Origin of the sequence: Acinetobacter pittii, assembly GCF_034064985.1 — a bacterium.
Classification (GTDB): Bacteria; Pseudomonadota; Gammaproteobacteria; order Pseudomonadales; family Moraxellaceae; genus Acinetobacter; species Acinetobacter pittii_H.
Window position 1 is genome coordinate 1,060,444 of record NZ_CP139249.1, and the last position, 17,517, is coordinate 1,077,960.

26 protein-coding genes are annotated in these 17,517 nt (G+C 38.3%); 4 read left to right on the forward strand and 22 right to left on the reverse strand.

The window, feature by feature from the left end; all coding sequences use genetic code 11:
• Positions 1 to 29: 29 nt before the first annotated feature.
• Positions 30 to 992 (forward strand): protease SohB, encoded by a 963-nt coding sequence (gene sohB / locus SOI76_RS05000; RefSeq protein WP_002118820.1) that lies wholly within the window; start codon positions 30 to 32, stop codon positions 990 to 992.
• A 253-nt stretch (positions 993 to 1,245) separates the two neighbouring features.
• Positions 1,246 to 3,435 (forward strand): Ig-like repeat protein Blp2, encoded by a 2,190-nt coding sequence (gene blp2 / locus SOI76_RS05005; RefSeq protein ID WP_146065063.1) that lies wholly within the window; start codon positions 1,246 to 1,248, stop codon positions 3,433 to 3,435.
• Positions 3,436 to 3,474: 39 nt separating this feature from the next.
• Here the strand turns inward: blp2 and yjdF are convergent, their stop codons facing one another.
• The 22 genes from yjdF to SOI76_RS05115 all read right to left on the reverse strand — a co-directional run bounded on the left by yjdF (position 3,475) and on the right by SOI76_RS05115 (position 16,854).
• Entirely contained in the window at positions 3,475 to 4,113 is a 639-nt protein-coding gene (gene yjdF / locus SOI76_RS05010; protein WP_104079115.1) for a DUF2238 domain-containing protein, read from the reverse strand.
• A 79-nt stretch (positions 4,114 to 4,192) separates the two neighbouring features.
• Positions 4,193 to 5,581 (reverse strand): adenylosuccinate lyase, encoded by a 1,389-nt coding sequence (purB, locus tag SOI76_RS05015; RefSeq protein ID WP_031949001.1) that lies wholly within the window; start codon positions 5,579 to 5,581, stop codon positions 4,193 to 4,195.
• A 54-nt stretch (positions 5,582 to 5,635) separates the two neighbouring features.
• A complete protein-coding gene (gene hflD, locus SOI76_RS05020) occupies positions 5,636 to 6,367 on the reverse strand; it encodes a high frequency lysogenization protein HflD (protein WP_205668371.1) in 732 nt (243 codons plus the stop codon).
• 13 nt (positions 6,368 to 6,380) lie between these two features.
• Positions 6,381 to 7,514 (reverse strand): tRNA 2-thiouridine(34) synthase MnmA, encoded by a 1,134-nt coding sequence (gene mnmA, locus SOI76_RS05025; RefSeq protein WP_005067972.1) that lies wholly within the window; start codon positions 7,512 to 7,514, stop codon positions 6,381 to 6,383.
• A 4-nt stretch (positions 7,515 to 7,518) separates the two neighbouring features.
• Positions 7,519 to 8,007, reverse strand: a complete 489-nt coding sequence (nudJ, locus tag SOI76_RS05030) for an NUDIX hydrolase (protein WP_032063058.1) — start codon at positions 8,005 to 8,007, stop codon at positions 7,519 to 7,521.
• A 144-nt stretch (positions 8,008 to 8,151) separates the two neighbouring features.
• A complete protein-coding gene (gene yrdA / locus SOI76_RS05035) occupies positions 8,152 to 8,703 on the reverse strand; it encodes a gamma carbonic anhydrase family protein (RefSeq protein WP_017402781.1) in 552 nt (183 codons plus the stop codon).
• A 90-nt stretch (positions 8,704 to 8,793) separates the two neighbouring features.
• Positions 8,794 to 9,942: a D-alanyl-D-alanine carboxypeptidase PBP5/6 gene (gene dacC, locus SOI76_RS05040; protein ID WP_016140365.1), complete on the reverse strand. Its 1,149-nt coding sequence runs from the start codon at positions 9,940 to 9,942 to the stop codon at positions 8,794 to 8,796.
• A 126-nt stretch (positions 9,943 to 10,068) separates the two neighbouring features.
• Positions 10,069 to 10,491: an MCR_0457 family protein gene (locus tag SOI76_RS05045; protein WP_079284099.1), complete on the reverse strand. Its 423-nt coding sequence runs from the start codon at positions 10,489 to 10,491 to the stop codon at positions 10,069 to 10,071.
• A gap of 154 nt (positions 10,492 to 10,645) precedes the next feature.
• Entirely contained in the window at positions 10,646 to 11,017 is a 372-nt protein-coding gene (locus tag SOI76_RS05050; RefSeq protein ID WP_104079114.1) for an MCR_0457 family protein, read from the reverse strand.
• A 237-nt stretch (positions 11,018 to 11,254) separates the two neighbouring features.
• The gene (locus SOI76_RS05055) at positions 11,255 to 11,458 is read right to left on the reverse strand and encodes a helix-turn-helix transcriptional regulator (protein WP_104079113.1); all 204 of its coding nucleotides are present in this window, start codon (positions 11,456 to 11,458) and stop codon (positions 11,255 to 11,257) included.
• Complete coding sequence (locus SOI76_RS05060; RefSeq protein WP_000060039.1) at positions 11,458 to 12,033, reverse strand: DUF262 domain-containing protein; 576 nt, start codon at positions 12,031 to 12,033, stop codon at positions 11,458 to 11,460. The genes SOI76_RS05055 and SOI76_RS05060 overlap by 1 nt, the downstream gene beginning before the upstream one ends.
• Positions 12,030 to 12,239 carry a hypothetical protein gene (locus SOI76_RS05065; RefSeq protein WP_020753294.1) on the reverse strand — a complete coding sequence of 70 codons (210 nt, stop codon included), beginning with the start codon at positions 12,237 to 12,239 and terminating at the stop codon, positions 12,030 to 12,032. Before SOI76_RS05065 ends, SOI76_RS05060 begins: the two co-directional genes overlap by 4 nt.
• Positions 12,236 to 12,625 carry a hypothetical protein gene (locus SOI76_RS05070; protein WP_104079112.1) on the reverse strand — a complete coding sequence of 130 codons (390 nt, stop codon included), beginning with the start codon at positions 12,623 to 12,625 and terminating at the stop codon, positions 12,236 to 12,238. Before SOI76_RS05070 ends, SOI76_RS05065 begins: the two co-directional genes overlap by 4 nt.
• Positions 12,622 to 12,879: a hypothetical protein gene (locus tag SOI76_RS05075; RefSeq protein WP_104079111.1), complete on the reverse strand. Its 258-nt coding sequence runs from the start codon at positions 12,877 to 12,879 to the stop codon at positions 12,622 to 12,624. The genes SOI76_RS05070 and SOI76_RS05075 overlap by 4 nt, the downstream gene beginning before the upstream one ends.
• Positions 12,876 to 13,463 (reverse strand): hypothetical protein, encoded by a 588-nt coding sequence (locus SOI76_RS05080; protein WP_250621796.1) that lies wholly within the window; start codon positions 13,461 to 13,463, stop codon positions 12,876 to 12,878. Before SOI76_RS05080 ends, SOI76_RS05075 begins: the two co-directional genes overlap by 4 nt.
• Before the next feature lie 37 nt (positions 13,464 to 13,500).
• Complete coding sequence (locus SOI76_RS05085; protein WP_104079109.1) at positions 13,501 to 14,022, reverse strand: hypothetical protein; 522 nt, start codon at positions 14,020 to 14,022, stop codon at positions 13,501 to 13,503.
• A gap of 9 nt (positions 14,023 to 14,031) precedes the next feature.
• Positions 14,032 to 14,361 (reverse strand): hypothetical protein, encoded by a 330-nt coding sequence (locus SOI76_RS05090; protein WP_000453277.1) that lies wholly within the window; start codon positions 14,359 to 14,361, stop codon positions 14,032 to 14,034.
• Entirely contained in the window at positions 14,361 to 14,744 is a 384-nt protein-coding gene (locus tag SOI76_RS05095) for a hypothetical protein (protein ID WP_104079108.1), read from the reverse strand. The genes SOI76_RS05090 and SOI76_RS05095 overlap by 1 nt, the downstream gene beginning before the upstream one ends.
• A complete protein-coding gene (locus SOI76_RS05100; protein ID WP_104079107.1) occupies positions 14,741 to 15,409 on the reverse strand; it encodes a hypothetical protein in 669 nt (222 codons plus the stop codon). Before SOI76_RS05100 ends, SOI76_RS05095 begins: the two co-directional genes overlap by 4 nt.
• Positions 15,402 to 15,722 carry a hypothetical protein gene (locus SOI76_RS05105; protein ID WP_104079106.1) on the reverse strand — a complete coding sequence of 107 codons (321 nt, stop codon included), beginning with the start codon at positions 15,720 to 15,722 and terminating at the stop codon, positions 15,402 to 15,404. The genes SOI76_RS05100 and SOI76_RS05105 overlap by 8 nt, the downstream gene beginning before the upstream one ends.
• The gene (locus SOI76_RS05110; protein ID WP_104079105.1) at positions 15,722 to 15,928 is read right to left on the reverse strand and encodes a hypothetical protein; all 207 of its coding nucleotides are present in this window, start codon (positions 15,926 to 15,928) and stop codon (positions 15,722 to 15,724) included. The genes SOI76_RS05105 and SOI76_RS05110 overlap by 1 nt, the downstream gene beginning before the upstream one ends.
• Before the next feature lie 206 nt (positions 15,929 to 16,134).
• Positions 16,135 to 16,854, reverse strand: coding sequence for a S24 family peptidase (locus SOI76_RS05115; protein WP_104079104.1), 720 nt, complete (start codon positions 16,852 to 16,854; stop codon positions 16,135 to 16,137).
• 106 nt (positions 16,855 to 16,960) lie between these two features.
• Between SOI76_RS05115 and SOI76_RS05120 the strand changes: the two genes are divergently transcribed.
• Both SOI76_RS05120 and SOI76_RS05125 read left to right on the forward strand, forming a co-directional pair.
• Positions 16,961 to 17,149, forward strand: coding sequence for a hypothetical protein (locus SOI76_RS05120; protein WP_031948672.1), 189 nt, complete (start codon positions 16,961 to 16,963; stop codon positions 17,147 to 17,149).
• Positions 17,150 to 17,157: 8 nt separating this feature from the next.
• Positions 17,158 to 17,514: a hypothetical protein gene (locus SOI76_RS05125; RefSeq protein ID WP_104079103.1), complete on the forward strand. Its 357-nt coding sequence runs from the start codon at positions 17,158 to 17,160 to the stop codon at positions 17,512 to 17,514.
• The last annotated feature ends 3 nt before the right edge of the window (positions 17,515 to 17,517 follow it).

Here is a 17,517-nt window from a genome sequence, read left to right on the forward strand (position 1 = left end):
TAAAGATAAACTTATGAGCTTAGAATTTTATGTTATTCCATTTGCCTAAACTCCCTGCGGAAATACGTGTTAGTCATTTAAATGCACGTGTAAATGAACAGAGAAAAAAAATTGCACAAACTACGGCAAGCCGTTTAGAACTTTTACAATTAGCTCAACAACTTGCTAAAGAAGCTAAAATTCGCCGTAAAAATAATCAGAAAATTTTTGTTTTAGATTTCAAAGGCGATATTCAAGCTTCAGCAGTTGAAAACTTACGTGAAGAAATTACTCTGATTTTAGCAACTGCTAAAGCAGGACGTGACCGTATTGTAGTTCGTCTTGAAAGCCCAGGTGGTATGGTGCATGGTTATGGTCTAGCAGCAGCTCAGTTGGTACGTTTACGCGATGCAGGTTTTCATTTAACAATTTGTGTTGATAAAGTCGCTGCAAGTGGTGGCTATATGATGGCATGTATTGCAAATGAAATTATTGCAGCACCGTTTGCTATTGTTGGATCAATTGGTGTGGTTGCTCAAGTTCCAAACTTTAATCGTCTTTTAAAAGAACACAATGTGGATTTTGAGCTTTACACAGCAGGGCAATATAAGCGTACTGTCACGATGTTTGGTGAAAATACGCCTGAAGGTAAAGCGAAGTTCGAAGAAGAACTGCAACAAACTCATGTTTTATTTAAGCACTTTGTAGAAAAGTATCGCCCACAGCTTAATGTTGATAAGGTAGCGACAGGTGAGCATTGGTATGGTGAAGATGCCCTAGATCTGAACCTTGTTGATAAATTACAAACATCTGATGAGTATTTATTAGCTTTATTACCGCAACATGATGTGTATGTCATTAATACACGTAAGAAAGCGACCTTAGGTGAAAAGTTAGGTTTACAAGCAGCGCAAATGGCAGATAGTTTGATTCCTACTGTAATGAGTAAAGTCATGGAAAGCCTAGCAAAAGCGAACACGACGCTTGTTCAGGTACGTGATCCAAAACTATAAGTTTATCTAATTCAAATGTTATAAAAGACCAGCTTAAATGCTGGTTTTTTTATAAAGTTAATATTCAAAATTGTCTTATTAAATATGATTAGATTTTTAATGGAAAGTAAAAAATAAATGTTGATAAATATAATTTTTGAATTGTGATAAACACATGGTTTTGATATTTTAAACAGCAATAAAATAGCTTTTAAATGAAATATTTAAAAAGTTAGACATTTAAAAATATAACTGAAATTTAGGACAGGAAATAATGACAAGAATAATTGTAGCATCCAAAGAGGGTTTGGACGTTCTGCAAGATGGTCAGCTCAATAAGGTAGTGTTAAGTAAACCTTCTATTATTCAAATTGGCGTAAGTCAAAAAGATATAGCATCGGTGGAAAAACAAGGTGGAAGTCTAGTCGTCCATTTAAAAAATGGAGAGACTATTGTCTTAGAAAATTTCTTTAATGAAGCAACGAATACAACAGAACATTCACTTGTTCTTCCGACTGAACATGGAAAATTTGTTGAGGCACAATTTGATGCTCAAGGTAAGGTAATCGACTATACAGGTTTAAACCATGTCACAGATTTAGCCTATACAAGTACGAGTCAACCAGCTTCGACAATGGCGGTTGATGATTCCCCAACTTTTTCGATGGGTAACGTGCTAAAAGCAGGTTTAGCGGTTTTAGCTGCTGAAGGCTTATATCTTTGGGCTTTTGATAATGATGACAAAGATGATTCTTCAGGACCTGTAGATATCTTAGCTCCTGCTGCACCGACTGCTACTGTGGGTGATGATACTGTTACTGTGACAGGAAAATCCGAAGCGAATGCAAAAATTTATATTAAAGATTTAAGTGGAAATGTGATTGCTTCAGGTAACGCAGATGCAAGTGGTAATTTTACGATTAAGCTCGATAAACCTTTGACAGATGGAAATAAACTAAAGGTTGTTGCTGAGGATGCTGCTGGCAATATCTCTAAAGAAAGTGAGTTTATTGGAAAGAAAGATACAATTGCTCCAGATGCACCAGAAGCTCAATTAAATGAAGATGGTTCAATCTTGGATGGTAAGACTGAACCCGATGCAAAGGTTTTCATTTATGATGCTAATGACAAATTGATAGATACTGTAACTGCAAGTAAAGAAGGGAAGTTTTCTTACAAATTTACTCCGCCTTTGACGGGCGGTAAAGTAGTTGTTGTAGATACTGCTGGAAATGAATCCGAAGCAACGCTCATTTTTGCTGGCAAAGATACAATCCCTCCAAAAGTCCCCTTACTCGAAGTGAATAAAGAGGGAACATTAATAGAAGGAACGGCAGAAGCTAATACAAAGGTTTATGTGAAAGATGCTGATGGTAAAGTGATTGGTACGGGTACAGCCAATGCTCAAGGTGAATTCCAAATTACGCTTTCTTCTGCGTTAAAAGATTCACAAAAGGCAACAATCATTGTGGAAGATGCAGCAGGTAATACTTCTAAGCCTTTAGAAATTAAAGCTGGCTATGACACTATTGCACCAGATAAACCTATAGCTCAAATTAATGCTGAAGGAACAACAGTAACTGGTACAGCTGAAGCCAATGCAAAAATAGAAATCAAAAACTCAGCAGGTAAGATCATTGGTACTGGAACGGCAGATGCAAATGGAAAATTTACAATTACGATTTCTCCTGCTTTAACTGATAATAAAACTGCGGATGTTATTGCAATAGATGGTGCAGGTAATAGTTCTGGAGCATTTGAGGTAACAGGTACAAAGGATACAACACCTCCTGATAAACCTACATTTAATAGTGTGTATAATGATAATGGGACTACTTTAAAACAAATTGCTCCTAACTCAGAAACAGATGATGCAACTCCAAAATTTACGGTTAAAGTTGAATCACATGCAACTTTGACTATTTATGATAACGGTGTAGCAATTTCAATGATTGAAATAGGTGATTTAGGTAAGAGTACGACTTGGTCATTTACACTTGATAAAGAATTATCTCTTGGTAAACATACGATTACCCTAATGCAAAAAGATGCAGCAGGCCTTACAAGTGAAGTGAGTTCACCATTTACGTTTTATGTGGTCGCTCCCAAGGCTGCCAGTTTAAGTGAGGTAGCTGTTGATACTGCTCATGCAGAAACTGTATCTGTTGCGGATAGTGTTGGGTTAAATACATTAAAGTTAGTACAAAGCACAACAAATGAAACGGATAGCCAGCAGCAGAAATCTGTGCCATTAGATGATTTGTTAAAAAGCTCTACGTCTAGTGAACCAGACCCAATTGAAACTCTTTTATCTTCAGCGGCATTAAAGCCTACTCAGGTAAATGATCAGAGTGACATAACTACGAACGCTAGTAATATTACTCCCAATCTTGAGCATGTTTTACCTGATACGACTTCTTCGGTTTTACAAAGCCTTTTAGAACAAACCTATCCTGTTGTCTAAAGTGATCTTAAAAAAAGCGCTCATTGAGCGCTTTTTTATTTATGAGTTATTTGTTTTAGATGGAAGCATCAGTGCAAGAAGTCCATAGAAAATTGCCCCAATAGTCGCTAACAGCATATCTTTATGGGCATCCCACATATCGCCTTGTTGCCCATTATAATTTTCGGCTTCTTCGGGAGATAGTCCAATAGCAATTGCCCATTCAATAAGTTCATATAAAACACTTGATGCCATTACAAATTGAACTACTAATAAAAACAGAGTGAAAGGCCGCGCTGTAGGTAACCAAACCTGAAAAACTCGATAAATAAGCGGGTAGAGTAAAACCCCATAGGCCAGATGAACTAAACGATCATACATATTACGGGACCAACCCATGTATTGATCTAAATTAAAATTGAATACCTGTTGTATCCAATCATTGTATGGAACGTATGAATACAGGTAATGTGCGCCAACAATATGGATGAGCAAAAACAGCAAATAAAAAGTAAAACTTAAAAAATCGAGCCCAATCTTCTTAAAAATAACAAAGAGCAAAATCAACATAAACACAGTGCCAGCTTGATGAAGTAAATAGGCTTCAAATTCAAGAGGCTGAATAGCTGAAATGACAATTGCAATCAAAAGCAGGCTAAGAGCAATATAGTGTTTAAGTTTGAATTGTTTTTCGATCATTTTATGAAGTCTTTATTGTGATTTATATCAGTGTAATAAAAAAGCGAAGCCTAAGCTCCGCTTTTTGTAAAATTTTTAATTAGATTTTGCTAATTAAATCGTTAATTTGTTTTGCTTGTTCAGCTGCATTACCTGTGTAAGTTGCAGGCGTAAGTTCAGCTAAACGCGCACGTTCTTCGCTTGGTACTTGAGAAAGTTCATCACCATTTACAAAATTAACCATCATGTCACGCGTCATTGCTTGACCACGAGTTAATGCTTTTAATTTTTCGTATGGTTTTTCAATGTTGTAGCGACGCATTACAGTTTGAATCGGTTCAGCTAGTACTTCTTGAGCTTGGTCTAAATCTTCATTTAAACGGTTTGCATTTAACTCAAGTTTACCAACACCTTTTAAGCATGCATCGAAAGCAATTAAGCTTTGCGCAAAACCAACACCCATATTACGTAATACAGTTGAGTCAGTTAAGTCACGCTGCCAGCGAGAAATTGGTAATTTTTCGCCTAAGTGAGCCAATACTGCATTTGCAATACCTAAGTTACCTTCAGAGTTTTCAAAGTCAATTGGGTTAACTTTGTGTGGCATTGTTGATGAACCAACTTCGCCTTCTTTCAATTTTTGTTTGAAGTAACCTAAAGAGATATAGCCCCATACGTCACGGTTAAAGTCGATCAAAATCGTATTGAAACGACGTAACGCATCAAACAACTCTGCCATGTAGTCATGTGGTTCGATTTGAGTTGTATAAGGGTTGAATGTTAAACCTAAAGATTCAACAAAAGCTTGTGCGTGAGCAGCCCAATCAACATCTGGATAAGCAGAAAGGTGAGCATTGTAGTTACCTACAGCACCATTGATTTTGCCAAGTAACTCAACGTTTTCAAATTGTTTGATTTGACGAGCTAAACGGTATGCCACGTTCGCCATTTCTTTACCCAAAGTTGTTGGGCTAGCAGTTTGACCGTGTGTACGAGACAACATTGGTTGTTCAGCGTGAGTCGTTGCCAAAGCAGAGATCGCATTAAGGATTTGCTTCATGCTTGATACTAAAACTTCACGGCCGTTTTTAAGCATAAGCGCGTGAGACAAGTTGTTGATGTCTTCTGATGTACATGCGAAGTGAATGAACTCGCCCGCATTTTGTAATTCAGTAATACCCGCAATCTTCTCTTTTAAGAAATACTCAACTGCTTTTACATCATGGTTAGTTGTACGTTCAATTTCTTTAATGCGGTTTGCATCTTCTTCAGAGAAGTTGCTAACAATTGCATCTAAAGCTGCGTTTGTTTCGTTTGAGAAAGGAGCAACTTCAACAATTTCCGGACGGTTAGAAAGTGCTTGTAACCAACGCACTTCTACAGTGACACGAGCATGGATTAAACCAAACTCAGAAAGAAAAGGGCGTAGCGCATCACATTTGCTGGCATAACGTCCATCTAATGGTGATAGAGCGGTTAAAGCGTTCATAACGATTCCTTAATGTTGGAATAAACATAAAACTAAAAAATCTCGTTTATAGTCTTAAATGACTTGGTACTGTAAACGAGCAAGTGCTTGAATATCCTGTAGCAATTTACGTTTGCTAAAAATCATGTTCCATGAACTACCGCCGAGTTGTCGCCACAAATGGGCCATTTGCAAGCCAGTAAATAAACAAGCACGGATGCGGTTAGTATGGTTGGTATCTTTAAATGCTTCTGCATTACCACGAACTAAAATACGTGGGTTAATCTGCCCAGCAGTATCAACATAAGTTTGTGCCAAATTGGCTAAAATGCTTGGGTGTAAATAGTTATTATCAAAAAAAGAAAGCTGTTTTAAAATTTTTTGCTGAGCTTTCTCAATAATTGCTACATATTCAGGGTTGCTATAAACCTTTTTCTCTAGCTGTAAAAGCGACATCGCGTAGGACATTGGAAGTTTGGCTGTGCCCATTTTTGGAAGTCGAGATTTAGGTATGTTTGAAAAAGGTTGAGTAATACAATTTTCGAGCGTTTTAAGCCCTAAAGAAATATCAGCCAACTGATTAAAAAAATCTAAGGTTTGAACACCATTATTGGCTGTAGGACGAATATTTAAACTTGCTTTAATTAACAGCTCAAAATAGAAGTTACCACTTTCACCAATACTTTGCTGACCCGTCATCGCTGTCATATGGGTAAGCTGGGTGGCCTGAAATACCCCAGCCAAGGCAAGGGCACGGTTTTGTCGAACATTCAAGGCTTGTGATTGTTGAAATGGTAACTCCACCATGCCATTCATTCCCTTAAATAAAATTTGGTGTAGGGGCATTTGTATGGTGAATGACACCCCCGCCTAAGCAAACTTCATCTGAATAAAATACAACGCTTTGACCCGGTGTAACAGCACGCTGAGGTTCATCAAACTCAACGCGAACACCGTGTTCAGTGTTTTCATCAATAAAAATTGTACATGCCTGATCAGGTTGACGATAGCGTGTTTTCGCTGTGCAGCGTAATCCTTCCACAGGAATATTCTGTTCACCCGCTACCCAGTCAATTGACTCACTCCAAAGCTGAGTGCTTTGCATGAGTGGATGTTCATGTCCCTGACCAACAACGAGGCGATTATTATCAAGATCTTTATGTAGTACGAACCATGCACCCTCAGCTGCACCTTTCAAACCACCTAGACCAATTCCACCACGCTGACCGAGCGTATAGTACATCAGACCGTGGTGTTCACCAACTTCTTTACCTGTATCAAGTACAATTTTCCCAGGCTGAGCGGGTAAATATTGTTTAAGGAAGTCATTAAAACGACGTTCCCCAATAAAACAGATTCCTGTTGAGTCCTTTTTCTTAGCTGTAGCAAGATCAAGTTCTTCAGCAATTCGGCGAACTTCAGGTTTTTCGATTTCGCCTACAGGGAATAAAGTTTTATTAATTTCTCTACCATGAACAGCGTGCAAGAAATAGGTTTGGTCTTTATTGTTATCTACACCACGTAATAATGGTGCATATGCTTCGCCTTTAGAGTTATAGGCAGTTTCACCACGACGTGCATAATGACCAGTCGCAATAAAGTCTGCACCTAAAGTCATAGCATGATCTAAAAATGCACGGAACTTAATTTCTTTATTACATAAAATATCTGGGTTTGGTGTGCGACCAGCCGCATATTCAGCTAGGAAAAGTTCAAACACTCGATCCCAATATTCCATCGCAAAGTTTGCTGTATGCAGCTTAATACCGATTTTATCAGCTACTGCTTGGGCATCGGCTAAGTCTTCCATTGCCGTACAGTATTCCGTGCCGTCGTCTTCCTCCCAGTTCTTCATGAAAAGACCTTCAACTTGATAACCCTGTTGAAGTAAAAGTGCTGCAGAAACAGAAGAGTCTACACCACCAGACATACCGACGATGACACGTTGTTGCATAGGACTAGGCATCCAAATGAGAAGTTAATGAGGGAGAGAAGGGGTGCTCATAAATAAGCGATAAAGGATAATGATGGCCTTTCATAGCATCTTCAACTGCTTTTAGCACAAGAGGACTACGGGCACGGGCAGATTCTTTAAGTTCATCTGGTGTCATCCACACAGCAGCGATAATACCTGTGTCGAGTTGAGGATCACTTTCAACCTGAGTTACATGTGCTAAAAAACAGAAACGGTAATAAGTGCGATCGGGAAACATTGGCGGGGTATAAGTATAAATACCAAGCAAGGCATCAATTTCAACATGATGGCCTGTTTCTTCAAGTGTTTCTCGAATGGCAGCTTCTGTTAATGACTCACCACATTCCACATGACCTGCAGGTTGGTTAAATACTGTGTGTACAAAACCTTCGCTATGCTCTTCTACAAACAGATAGCGTCCGTCTTTTTCTACGACTGTAGCAACAGTGACATGAGGAGTCCATGCGGCCATAAAAAAGCACCATGATTTAAAAGACGTATAATACGAAATTTAGGGGTTTTTGGCTACGGTGATCTGCTAAACGATATGAGCAATACTACAAAACCATATCGTTTAAAAATCAGAATTTTTATTACTTACGATCAAGATAGATAATTAATCTTGATTTGCTTGTGCAGCTTTATGATTATTTTGCACTTTTACATAATGTCTTGCTGAATAAGGAAGAAATGCGAGTTCTTTTTCAGTCAGTGGGCGCACTTGTTGTACGGGACTTCCTACATAGAGATAACCGCTTTTTAAGACTTTGCGAGGCGGAACTAAACTTCCTGCACCAATCATCACATCATCTTCAATAATCACATCATCTAGAATAACGGTGTTGATTCCGACTAAAACACGGTTACCGATGGTACAGCCATGCAAAGTCACATGGTGTCCAACCGTTACATCTTCACCAATAATCAGAGGTGAGCCATTCGGTTTGGCATCATTTTTATGGCTTACATGCAACATACAATGGTCTTGTACGTTACTGTTTTTGCCAATTTGAATACTATTTACGTCACCACGGATGACTGCAAAAGGCCAAACAGAAACATTTTCAGCTAAGCTAACGTCACCAACCACAACAGCCATGTCATCGATATAACAGGTTGTATCTACTTGAGGGTGGTGTTCAAGATAAGGACGAATGTTCTTTGCCATGATGAGTATCAAAATAAAATTTAGTCGAATTATAAAATAAAAAAGCACTCAGGCTAAATAGCATGAGTGCTTAATTCACCTATTCAAAAATTAGAATAAGTTGCTGAAGAATTGTTTGATATGGTCGATTAAACGAGCAAAGAAGCTTGCTTCTTCAACTGGCTTTAATGCAACTAAAGGTTTTTCTGCAATTACTTTGCCATCTAGGCTAGCAACAAGTTTGCCCACAACCTGACCTTTTTGAAGTGGTGCATTTAAGTTAGGTTGAACCACTAATTGAGTTTTAATGCCATCAGCTTTACCTTTAGGCATAGTTACACTAAAGTTTTCAGCCAAACCAACTTGAACTTCATCTTCTTTACCAAACCAAACTTTTGCTTTTGCAAGAACTTGATTCGCTGGTTGTACATTTGCAGTTTCAAAATTAGCAAAGCCCCAAGCCAGCAAGGTACGCGTTTGATCGGCACGTTCAGACATGCTTGGTGTACCAAATATCACTGAAATTAAACGCATTGGACCGCGTTTACTTGAAGTAGTTAAGCAGTAACCCGCTTCATCTGTATGACCTGTTTTTAAACCATCTACACTTGGGTCGGTGTAAAGCAAGGCATTACGGTTACCTTGTTTAATACCATTAAAAGTAAATTCTTTTTCAGAGTAAATTGGATAGTATTTTGAACTGTCTTTAATAATATGTTGTGCTAAGACAGCCATATCTTTTGCAGTTGAATAGTGACCTTCAGCAGGCATACCGGTTGAGTTAATAAACTGAGTGTTTACCATGCCGATACGTTTTGCTTCCTGATTCATCATATGAGCAAATGTGCCTTCATTTCCGGCAATATGTTCAGCCATTGCTTTTGATGCATCATTACCTGACTGGATAATAATACCGCGGAGCATTTCTAGAACAGTTGCTGTACCGTTTAAAGGAACATACATACATGATTCAGAGCTACTTCCTTTACACCATGCAGACTCGTTCATACGAACCTGCTCATTTTCAGTCAGTTCACCTTTTAATAATTTTTGTTCAATGATGTAACTGGTCATCATTTTTGTCATTGAAGCAGGTGCAAGCTTTTCGTTTTCATTTTTAGAAGCGAGAATTTGTCCTGTCTCATAATCCATTAATACATAAGACTTATTATTTAATTCTGGCGGAGCTGATAAGACAGTTGCTGCATAAGAAAAACTTGGTAAGAGGAGTAGTGCAGCAATAGCGCTTTTTCGAGTCATTCTAGGTAATTCCAATATCTTGTATGAAGCAGAAGAGCCTAGCATTTTAGGATAAAGCAAAGCCGACTTCTACGGGAGAAGTCGGCTTTTTCAAACAGTATTGTAACTCAAGAGTTTTTTACTAATTTAGTTTTGCGATTGATATGCTTTCACGTCTTGGCAAACTAATGTGTTTTGCTCATCACCAGCAGCTTTTGCATCTTTACGCGCTTCTTTTAAGTATTTTTTGAAAGCTTTGTCTTTACTACGTTTTTCTAATGCAGAAACAGCATCAGTTTCATTTGGTAGGTAGTCTTTCACTAAGCGTTCATAGCCTTGAGCAAAATCGGTGTCTTTTTTACCAATCAAACTTGGACAAATTTCAGAAAGCACTTGAATTGCAGCTAATTCTTCAGGAGTCGTGCCTTGTTGTGGAGTCACTTCAACAACATTTTCATTTTCGGTTTTCTTCTCAGTTGTTTTCTTCTTATCAGCAGCGAAACCAACTGTTGCCATGCTCATAAGTAAAACCAAAGAGAGCGATTGAACTAAGCTTTTCTTCATAAACATCGATAACTCAAAATAAAATTTTTAAATATGCGGTTAGCTTAACCAATTTAGATTTTAAAAAAATGGAAAAAATGTATTGTTATGTTGGTTTTCTGCTTAATGCCAAGCAGAAAACCAAAAATGAATAAGTCTCTATATCACAAGAGCGTAAAATCTATTCTTTATAATTAACGATCTCTTCACAGAGCTCATGTTGTTCATGATGGTCCATTTGTTTTGACGCAAGACGTGCTTCATTTAGTAGAGTTTTAAATTCAGCATCGTTTTGTAGAGTATTTAAGGTCATTGATTTATTTGAATAACCACTTAGATACATTGCAATAATTTTTTGAGCATTTGACTCAAGTTTTTTATTTGTTCCGACGAAAGCTGGGCAGATTTCCTGCAAAACTTGCGTTGCGGCAATGTCATCTTTAATTAAGCTATCAGCCTCTTGTGTTGAGATATCCTCATCTGCAAAAACCGCTTGCGTACACAATGTGATACTGATCCCCAATACCTGAAAAAAAGGAGCGAAAGTTTTCATTTTTTCACAATTTTATAATGCTATGGAGGCATAAATATATATAATTCAACAAATAATTCAATTGTGAAAACCTTTAGGTTTATTTGTAGAGAAAGATTTTAGTGAATATTTTAATTGCGAATGATCATTTGTAAAATAAGTTGTTGTTATTTATATTTATATTATAGTGTTGTCTCAATATTACCCGTTAGGTTACCCGTTTTTGAAAAGATACCCCACTAAAAATAATAAAGCCTGCTATGAGCAGGCTATACTATCAGAATTTTGTTTTTTCTCTTCAACCTTCTTTTTTACATATGATTCATGCCAGAAAACATCCTTTCTATTAATTCGGACAGGTTGCTGAATATCACCACTTTTTACTCGGTCATAAAAAGCATCCTTTTTCATAGAAAGAAGGGCCATAAACTCTTTAGCACGTACACGACGATCAATCTCCATCACCCCTCCTTACTTTCCGCTTTAACTTCTTCCAGCATTGCCTTAACTCTCTTTAATTCAGATCTACTGTGAGCTATACCGCCACCATTAATATCTAAGTAAAACTTTAGTAAATCTGCCTTGTATTGAAAGTCATACATCTTCACCACAATCTGTAAATCTCTAAAGATTTGCCTTTTAGGTAGTTGATCAAACTTAAGACCAAAGACCTTTAATTCACCTGCAATAAACCTTCTGATGGCAGTTAATCTTTGCAAACCATCAATACACACCATTTGATCAAGAAGATCACAATCTTTTGCTCTCTCTTTTCTCCAAGAAGGGCAGTTGAATCGAATTGTTAATCCGCTTTCATCTACAATTAACCTCAAGACATTTTCTATATAGTTGGTTTGCTGTTTTTTAGTCCATACATGCCCACGTTGAAAATCGGGTACTAGTTCTACACCATGCGGAATATCTTCACTTTCACAATGCAACCATGTTTCAAGATAAGAAAAACTACAGTGCCAAGTTCTTGTGGGGCGTTCCAATGGATTAACAATCTGCCGGAACTCATCAGGTGTTAAACTCATCCCTCAGCTCCCGATTCGCTTTCCAGCTTCATTGCACCTTCCTCTGGATATTCGGTCATCCAAAAGTAATAGCCTTTGCCACTGTGCCCATCTTCAAAAAATTTAATAGTTAGTTCAGTTTCAAGTTGATCTAAATCATTTTCACCATCTGGATTTACAAATTCGAGAAGGCTTTTTAATTGGTGACCATTAAGAGTTATGCTCATCCCTCAGCTCCCGATTCGCTTGCCACTTCAACCATTAAAGAATAAATAGGCGTGTAATGATCACGAGTCCCATCGCCCCAATGATATCCACTATTTTCTAAACAACTAACAACATTGTCTGGGATCTCTTTGGGTACTAAACAAAAACCCTCTGGCACCGCCTGAGCTTTGGCTTTTTCAAGCTCTGCATCACGATGCTTTGCACATCTGAGCCAAGCATCCCAACGGCTATTCATGTTGCTTATCTCTTTCTGAGCAATTTCAGAAGGATTATTTGATCTAGTCATAAACAGTTCATGCTCATGACTAAAAATAATGTCTCTTCTTCCTTTGTAATATTGGAAGGTGTTCAGAAAAGCCTCTCTTTCCTTATTCAAATCTGTCATGCTGCTATCTCCAAATACTTATCTGCCAAATCATGCATTAGTAGGTTTCCTGAACCTGACTCATACCAAATACCTAATTGGCCGTTTAATCTAAATCTCAAAAGTTCGTTTTGTTCTGTCTTGCTGTAAACGTCTGCACCTTGATCTACAAGCCACTCTTTAAAATCTTCTAGCTCGAAAGTGCTAAGGGCTTTGCGATTCTTATAACTTCGGTTGCTTCCATACCGACTTCGTAATATTTGCCAGTCGTTCATGCTGCTAAACCTCGCTTATCCAACTCTTCACCAATCCAGTCTTGAGCAATTCTGATTCGATCTAAAAGCTGCTTTTCTTTCTGCGCATCACGCTTTAATGAAAGTGTTGAAACACGTAAAGCTGGGTTAATGTGTCCTACTATGTGCCACTCTTCAGGGTCGCTACCTATCAATTCAAATGGTGTATCAACTAGACAATACGCAAGCTGAGCATTATCTCTGTCCCATAAATGCATATAAGCTCTAAGTTGCCATTCATAGCCTTTCTTTCCACCAAGTCTTAGAATTAAAGGGAAGGATGGTTTAGAAAATGCTGACTTAATATCAATAATTAAACAATTAGGCTCATCATCAATATCGCATTCACCAGTTAAGTATTCAGTTGTCTTGCGCTCAGTGTTTTTTTCATATGAAGTGAAGAAAACATCGTTGTACAGTTCAATTGAAAGTTCTTCTACTAAAACCCCTTTTTGAAGAGTTTTAAAATCCAAGTCCTTATCCCAATCTAGGCACTTCTTAGAAAGCTCTTCTTCAAGATAGGTAATTGCACCTTCGGGTAGATTGGATTTTTCAGGGGAGGCCATGAGCCTTCCCACACTTGATGCTCTAGGTATCCACATATCAACCACCACTTAAGCTTTGTAGGTGGTTGATTTGGTGCTCACTCAAACTATATTTATTCATGATCTGTTCAATAGTATGAGTTCCAGCAGCAATTGCTTTGCAGGCATTTTCAAAACCCTGCTCATTAATAAATGGCTTCTGTTTGTATTGTTGGTTAACTTCTTGAGGGATACGTCCTATACGCAAACCATCAACAGTTTCACTGCCAAAACGGATACCCTTAACTACGTGAACAACAACAGGTACATTTTTCCAATCATCTAGAAAAGGGGATCCAGTAATAGCAGCTAACATCTTGCAGTTAGTAGCATTCAAGATCATTGGTTTTAGAACTTCACCTTGTCTGATCTCTTTTTCATTGAAGTAGGCAGTGTTTACAGGTTTTGATGAGCGTTTAGTTTTATCTGCCTCTAAAACTACTTTAGAAATAGTTAAGATAACGCTATCTGTCAGGTCAGCGCTACTAAGATATTTAGTTTGAAATGCTTTCCTGTAGTGGGTTTTAACTGGCGCATTCATAATCTTCTCCTAATTCTTATCTGCTAACTTTTTGAAGTGCTGGCACATGCTTCTGACAACTTTAAACAACCACTTTTCTTCTCTTTGGGTTGTATGTCTTGATGTGGTAGTGAAGAGTTGAACAACATGTTCATGGCATTCTTGTCCGTACCATTGTTCCAAGAAGTACTCTTCAATAGTCTTGAAGCCACAACTTCCACGGTAAGCAGTCCAAGCACAATCCCAACAACGGATAGTGACTTGAAATGCTTGTTCGCCATACCACACAACGAATACGTCAATTGGATCTACACCGTTGTTTGCTGGAATGTGGTGTGCATGTACGCTTTTAACTTCCATCACCCACCTCTCAACTCTTCATCTGCCAATTCTTCGGCGTAGTATTTAAGCTGCTCGTTTAAGTCAGCCACTTGTGTTGATGTAAGTTGAAATAGAAGACCGATTGGTGTCTCTACATATTCGGCGCCAACCACTTCAACATGTGTGCGGTCATCTACTACGAGTTGGTCGTAAAACTGGTCTTTGCTGTCCTCTGGATTCATTAGAGAACCAACCACACGAACTTGCTTAACAACATCAGCAACAATCTTGCATTTCAAAGTTGCGCAACCGCTTTCCAGTTCAAATGAAACTGTATTGTCTTTAACTTCAAACTCACTAGACACTTGAAGCATTGGGAAAGAAGGGCACAGTAACTCTGGTTTGTTAACTAACATATTCATGAGTTAGTACCTCTTATCTTTCTGAACTGCTCTACAACTTGCTTGATCTCATCTTCGGTGCGCCAAATACCAATAAATGTATTTCCTTTATCACCATGAACTTCGTAGGAATAACGACGATAGCCATCTGTTTTTCCGTCATCTAAGATGTAAACGTGACAATCTTCTTTCGGCTCAAAAGGCTTCGGTAGCTCAAGTTCAACCTTGATGGTTTGGGGTTTGAGGCGAAATGAATAGCCGCCATCCTTTTCAAAGATTCCCAAAGTGGTATCTGATGTAATATCGATGAAATCACCGTTAGCCAACATAAACTGCACAGGATGACCTTCTAAATGCGCCTCCGCTGCTTCAAAGCGATTTAAATGGTCTGATGTGATGAACTTCTTAGCTTGCGCAACAAGTTCTGCCTCCGCACCGCTAATCAAGGCTGGGTCTTTTGGTTGATTGGCTAAGGCAAGTACACGTAATTCAGATAGAGTTAGTTCTTGCCCTGACTCATCTCCAATTTGGAAAAGAAAACCAGTTGAGTAGGCAAGTATTTGACCACTGCCAACTTTGAAATAGTGTTTACCACCAGCTCTCCACTCATACCCAAGCTCAAAAAACAACTCCTGAGCCTCTTTGCTCTCAGCTTCATCTTTAACTTTGATTTTGTAGTTATCCATGAGAGAGGCCCTCAACTTCACAATCTTCAATATGCAATTCACGTCTACTAAAAAAAGTGCTGTTATCAGAAATTCCTGTCATTCCTTTTTTCCACCAAGGAACTACATGACCAAAAACATCCCAAGTACCATCCTGCCCACCGTTTAAGACAAGTTCGGCTGCATATTTATAAAGATCATCAGTGTTGGTAATGTCGTAACCACAAGCATTGATTCCTTCAATATCTTCAGCAGACAATTCTTGGAATTCCTCTGGAAGTTCAATTTCAAATTGAGCTTCAACAGTGATTGTTACTAATTTTTTAATACCCATCACTTCACCCCCTCAACCTGAACACGCACATACATGTTCTGTTTTGCTTTGAGTTCGTTGACGTGTTGTTCGTCGGCACATGAACGAAGGAAAGGGACTACGATTAATAACCCGAGAATTACTGATAGTGCTGATCCGATTAAGTAGGCTGAGAAGCTATCAACCGTAGCCTGGATAAACTTGTACTTTCTGGTTCTATGATTCATACTTATCTCACTCATTGAGTAGCCCCGCATCCGCCAAGATTGTTCGGGGCTTTTTTATTGGTTGGTGAGATAATAGTAAACGTGGTGTTTACTGTAGTCAAGAAGAAAAGCAAACAAATGTTTATTATTTTGTTTTCTTGTTTCTAAACATAGACATAAAAAAAGACCACATAAAGCGGCCTCTTTGAAACACTATGTTTATTTGTTTATGGAAGTGAGTTTTGTACGTTAAATGCGTAAGCAACTACACAGAACTCTTGTTCAAAAATATCTTCAGCTGTGAGTATTTCTTCTGGATATTCATCCTTGTTTTCGCTAACTATACGAACACCACCTTTTGGCATTCTGTACAGATACTTAAATTTAAATAAACCACCATGGTTAATAGCATAAATCTTACCATCAACAATATTGGTTCTACCTACATCAACATAAACAGTTGCGCCATTGTTAATTACTGGTGACATCGAATTACCAAATGCTGTAAGTGCATATGCATTAGATGCGTCAACCCCGTATTGCCTTAAAGTCGCTTTGCTTAATCTTAATTTTCTTGTTTCATTGCCGACCATTTCAGCTAAAGACCCCGAACCGCACGATACTAAAACTTCTTTATAAAAAGGTATTTCTACTTCGTCATTATCTACTGGAGTGTCTGAATCCCACTCTACTACTTTGGTTATATTGCTTTCTTCTTTTTTTCCTTCGCCTGTAAGTATCCAGTTTGCAGCAACCCCAAACCGTGCCGCGGCCTTCAAAGCACCTGCTTTTGATACACCACGTTTCTTCCAGTTAGTAATTGTCTGTGGGAACTCATCAATAGCTTTAGCAGTCTCTTCTTGAGTCATTCCGCTTGCTTGTAAAAGTCGTTCCACCGATGGGTGGGTAGGCTTCTCTTGTTTCATCACAGTATCCAGGGTTTCCATTAAACACATTATCCAAAAAAGTAAACACTTTGTGTTAAACAAATGATTTGACAATAGGAAACATGATGTTTACTATGTACTAAACAAATGTTTACTTGAGGCGACCATGTCAATTGAAGCTGACAAAGAAATTCTCTTGAAGCTTGGTGGCTCTACAAAAGTGGCAGAGCTGCTTGGCTTCAAAGATAAGCAACGTGTCCAGAATTGGATGAAACGTGGAATACCGGCAAGGATTAAATTGCAGTACCCACACATTTTTTTAAACCCAAATATTCAAAGTCATAACGCTGCATAGGAATCACCATGAGCAAATTATCTAATGACTTAACCGCAAGAGCCAGAAACACGAGAGCGCTCGTTATGCAAGCTCTTGCATCAAAAAATAATGGCGAAATCGCCGACAAGCTTGGAGTGGATGCAAGCACCTTATCAAGAATGAAAAATGATAAGAAATCCAATGGCTTGAGTGAGATTGAGAACGCTTGTGCATTATTGGATGCACTTGGATTAAAAGTTATCCCAGAAAATTACGAGTGTTATGACCGTCAGTTTGTTGAGTCAATTTTCTTTTTAGCACGTCTTTCTATGGCGCGTGCTTCGGACATCAACGATTACCAACACACAGATTTATCTAAGCGTTTATCAGAGCTTGGATATTAAAAA

Coding starts and splice junctions, on each gene's coding strand:
- sohB (WP_002118820.1), top strand. CDS start 30: ATGTTATTCCATTTGCCTAAACTCCCTGCGGAAATACGTGTTAGTCAT.
- blp2 (WP_146065063.1), top strand. CDS start 1,246: ATGACAAGAATAATTGTAGCATCCAAAGAGGGTTTGGACGTTCTGCAA.
- yjdF (WP_104079115.1), bottom strand. CDS start 4,113: ATGATCGAAAAACAATTCAAACTTAAACACTATATTGCTCTTAGCCTG.
- purB (WP_031949001.1), bottom strand. CDS start 5,581: ATGAACGCTTTAACCGCTCTATCACCATTAGATGGACGTTATGCCAGC.
- hflD (WP_205668371.1), bottom strand. CDS start 6,367: ATGGTGGAGTTACCATTTCAACAATCACAAGCCTTGAATGTTCGACAA.
- mnmA (WP_005067972.1), bottom strand. CDS start 7,514: ATGCAACAACGTGTCATCGTCGGTATGTCTGGTGGTGTAGACTCTTCT.
- nudJ (WP_032063058.1), bottom strand. CDS start 8,007: ATGGCCGCATGGACTCCTCATGTCACTGTTGCTACAGTCGTAGAAAAA.
- yrdA (WP_017402781.1), bottom strand. CDS start 8,703: ATGGCAAAGAACATTCGTCCTTATCTTGAACACCACCCTCAAGTAGAT.
- dacC (WP_016140365.1), bottom strand. CDS start 9,942: ATGACTCGAAAAAGCGCTATTGCTGCACTACTCCTCTTACCAAGTTTT.
- SOI76_RS05045 (WP_079284099.1), bottom strand. CDS start 10,491: ATGTTTATGAAGAAAAGCTTAGTTCAATCGCTCTCTTTGGTTTTACTT.
- SOI76_RS05050 (WP_104079114.1), bottom strand. CDS start 11,017: ATGAAAACTTTCGCTCCTTTTTTTCAGGTATTGGGGATCAGTATCACA.
- SOI76_RS05055 (WP_104079113.1), bottom strand. CDS start 11,458: ATGGAGATTGATCGTCGTGTACGTGCTAAAGAGTTTATGGCCCTTCTT.
- SOI76_RS05060 (WP_000060039.1), bottom strand. CDS start 12,033: ATGAGTTTAACACCTGATGAGTTCCGGCAGATTGTTAATCCATTGGAA.
- SOI76_RS05065 (WP_020753294.1), bottom strand. CDS start 12,239: ATGAGCATAACTCTTAATGGTCACCAATTAAAAAGCCTTCTCGAATTT.
- SOI76_RS05070 (WP_104079112.1), bottom strand. CDS start 12,625: ATGACAGATTTGAATAAGGAAAGAGAGGCTTTTCTGAACACCTTCCAA.
- SOI76_RS05075 (WP_104079111.1), bottom strand. CDS start 12,879: ATGAACGACTGGCAAATATTACGAAGTCGGTATGGAAGCAACCGAAGT.
- SOI76_RS05080 (WP_250621796.1), bottom strand. CDS start 13,463: ATGGCCTCCCCTGAAAAATCCAATCTACCCGAAGGTGCAATTACCTAT.
- SOI76_RS05085 (WP_104079109.1), bottom strand. CDS start 14,022: ATGAATGCGCCAGTTAAAACCCACTACAGGAAAGCATTTCAAACTAAA.
- SOI76_RS05090 (WP_000453277.1), bottom strand. CDS start 14,361: ATGGAAGTTAAAAGCGTACATGCACACCACATTCCAGCAAACAACGGT.
- SOI76_RS05095 (WP_104079108.1), bottom strand. CDS start 14,744: ATGAATATGTTAGTTAACAAACCAGAGTTACTGTGCCCTTCTTTCCCA.
- SOI76_RS05100 (WP_104079107.1), bottom strand. CDS start 15,409: ATGGATAACTACAAAATCAAAGTTAAAGATGAAGCTGAGAGCAAAGAG.
- SOI76_RS05105 (WP_104079106.1), bottom strand. CDS start 15,722: ATGGGTATTAAAAAATTAGTAACAATCACTGTTGAAGCTCAATTTGAA.
- SOI76_RS05110 (WP_104079105.1), bottom strand. CDS start 15,928: ATGAATCATAGAACCAGAAAGTACAAGTTTATCCAGGCTACGGTTGAT.
- SOI76_RS05115 (WP_104079104.1), bottom strand. CDS start 16,854: ATGGAAACCCTGGATACTGTGATGAAACAAGAGAAGCCTACCCACCCA.
- SOI76_RS05120 (WP_031948672.1), top strand. CDS start 16,961: ATGTCAATTGAAGCTGACAAAGAAATTCTCTTGAAGCTTGGTGGCTCT.
- SOI76_RS05125 (WP_104079103.1), top strand. CDS start 17,158: ATGAGCAAATTATCTAATGACTTAACCGCAAGAGCCAGAAACACGAGA.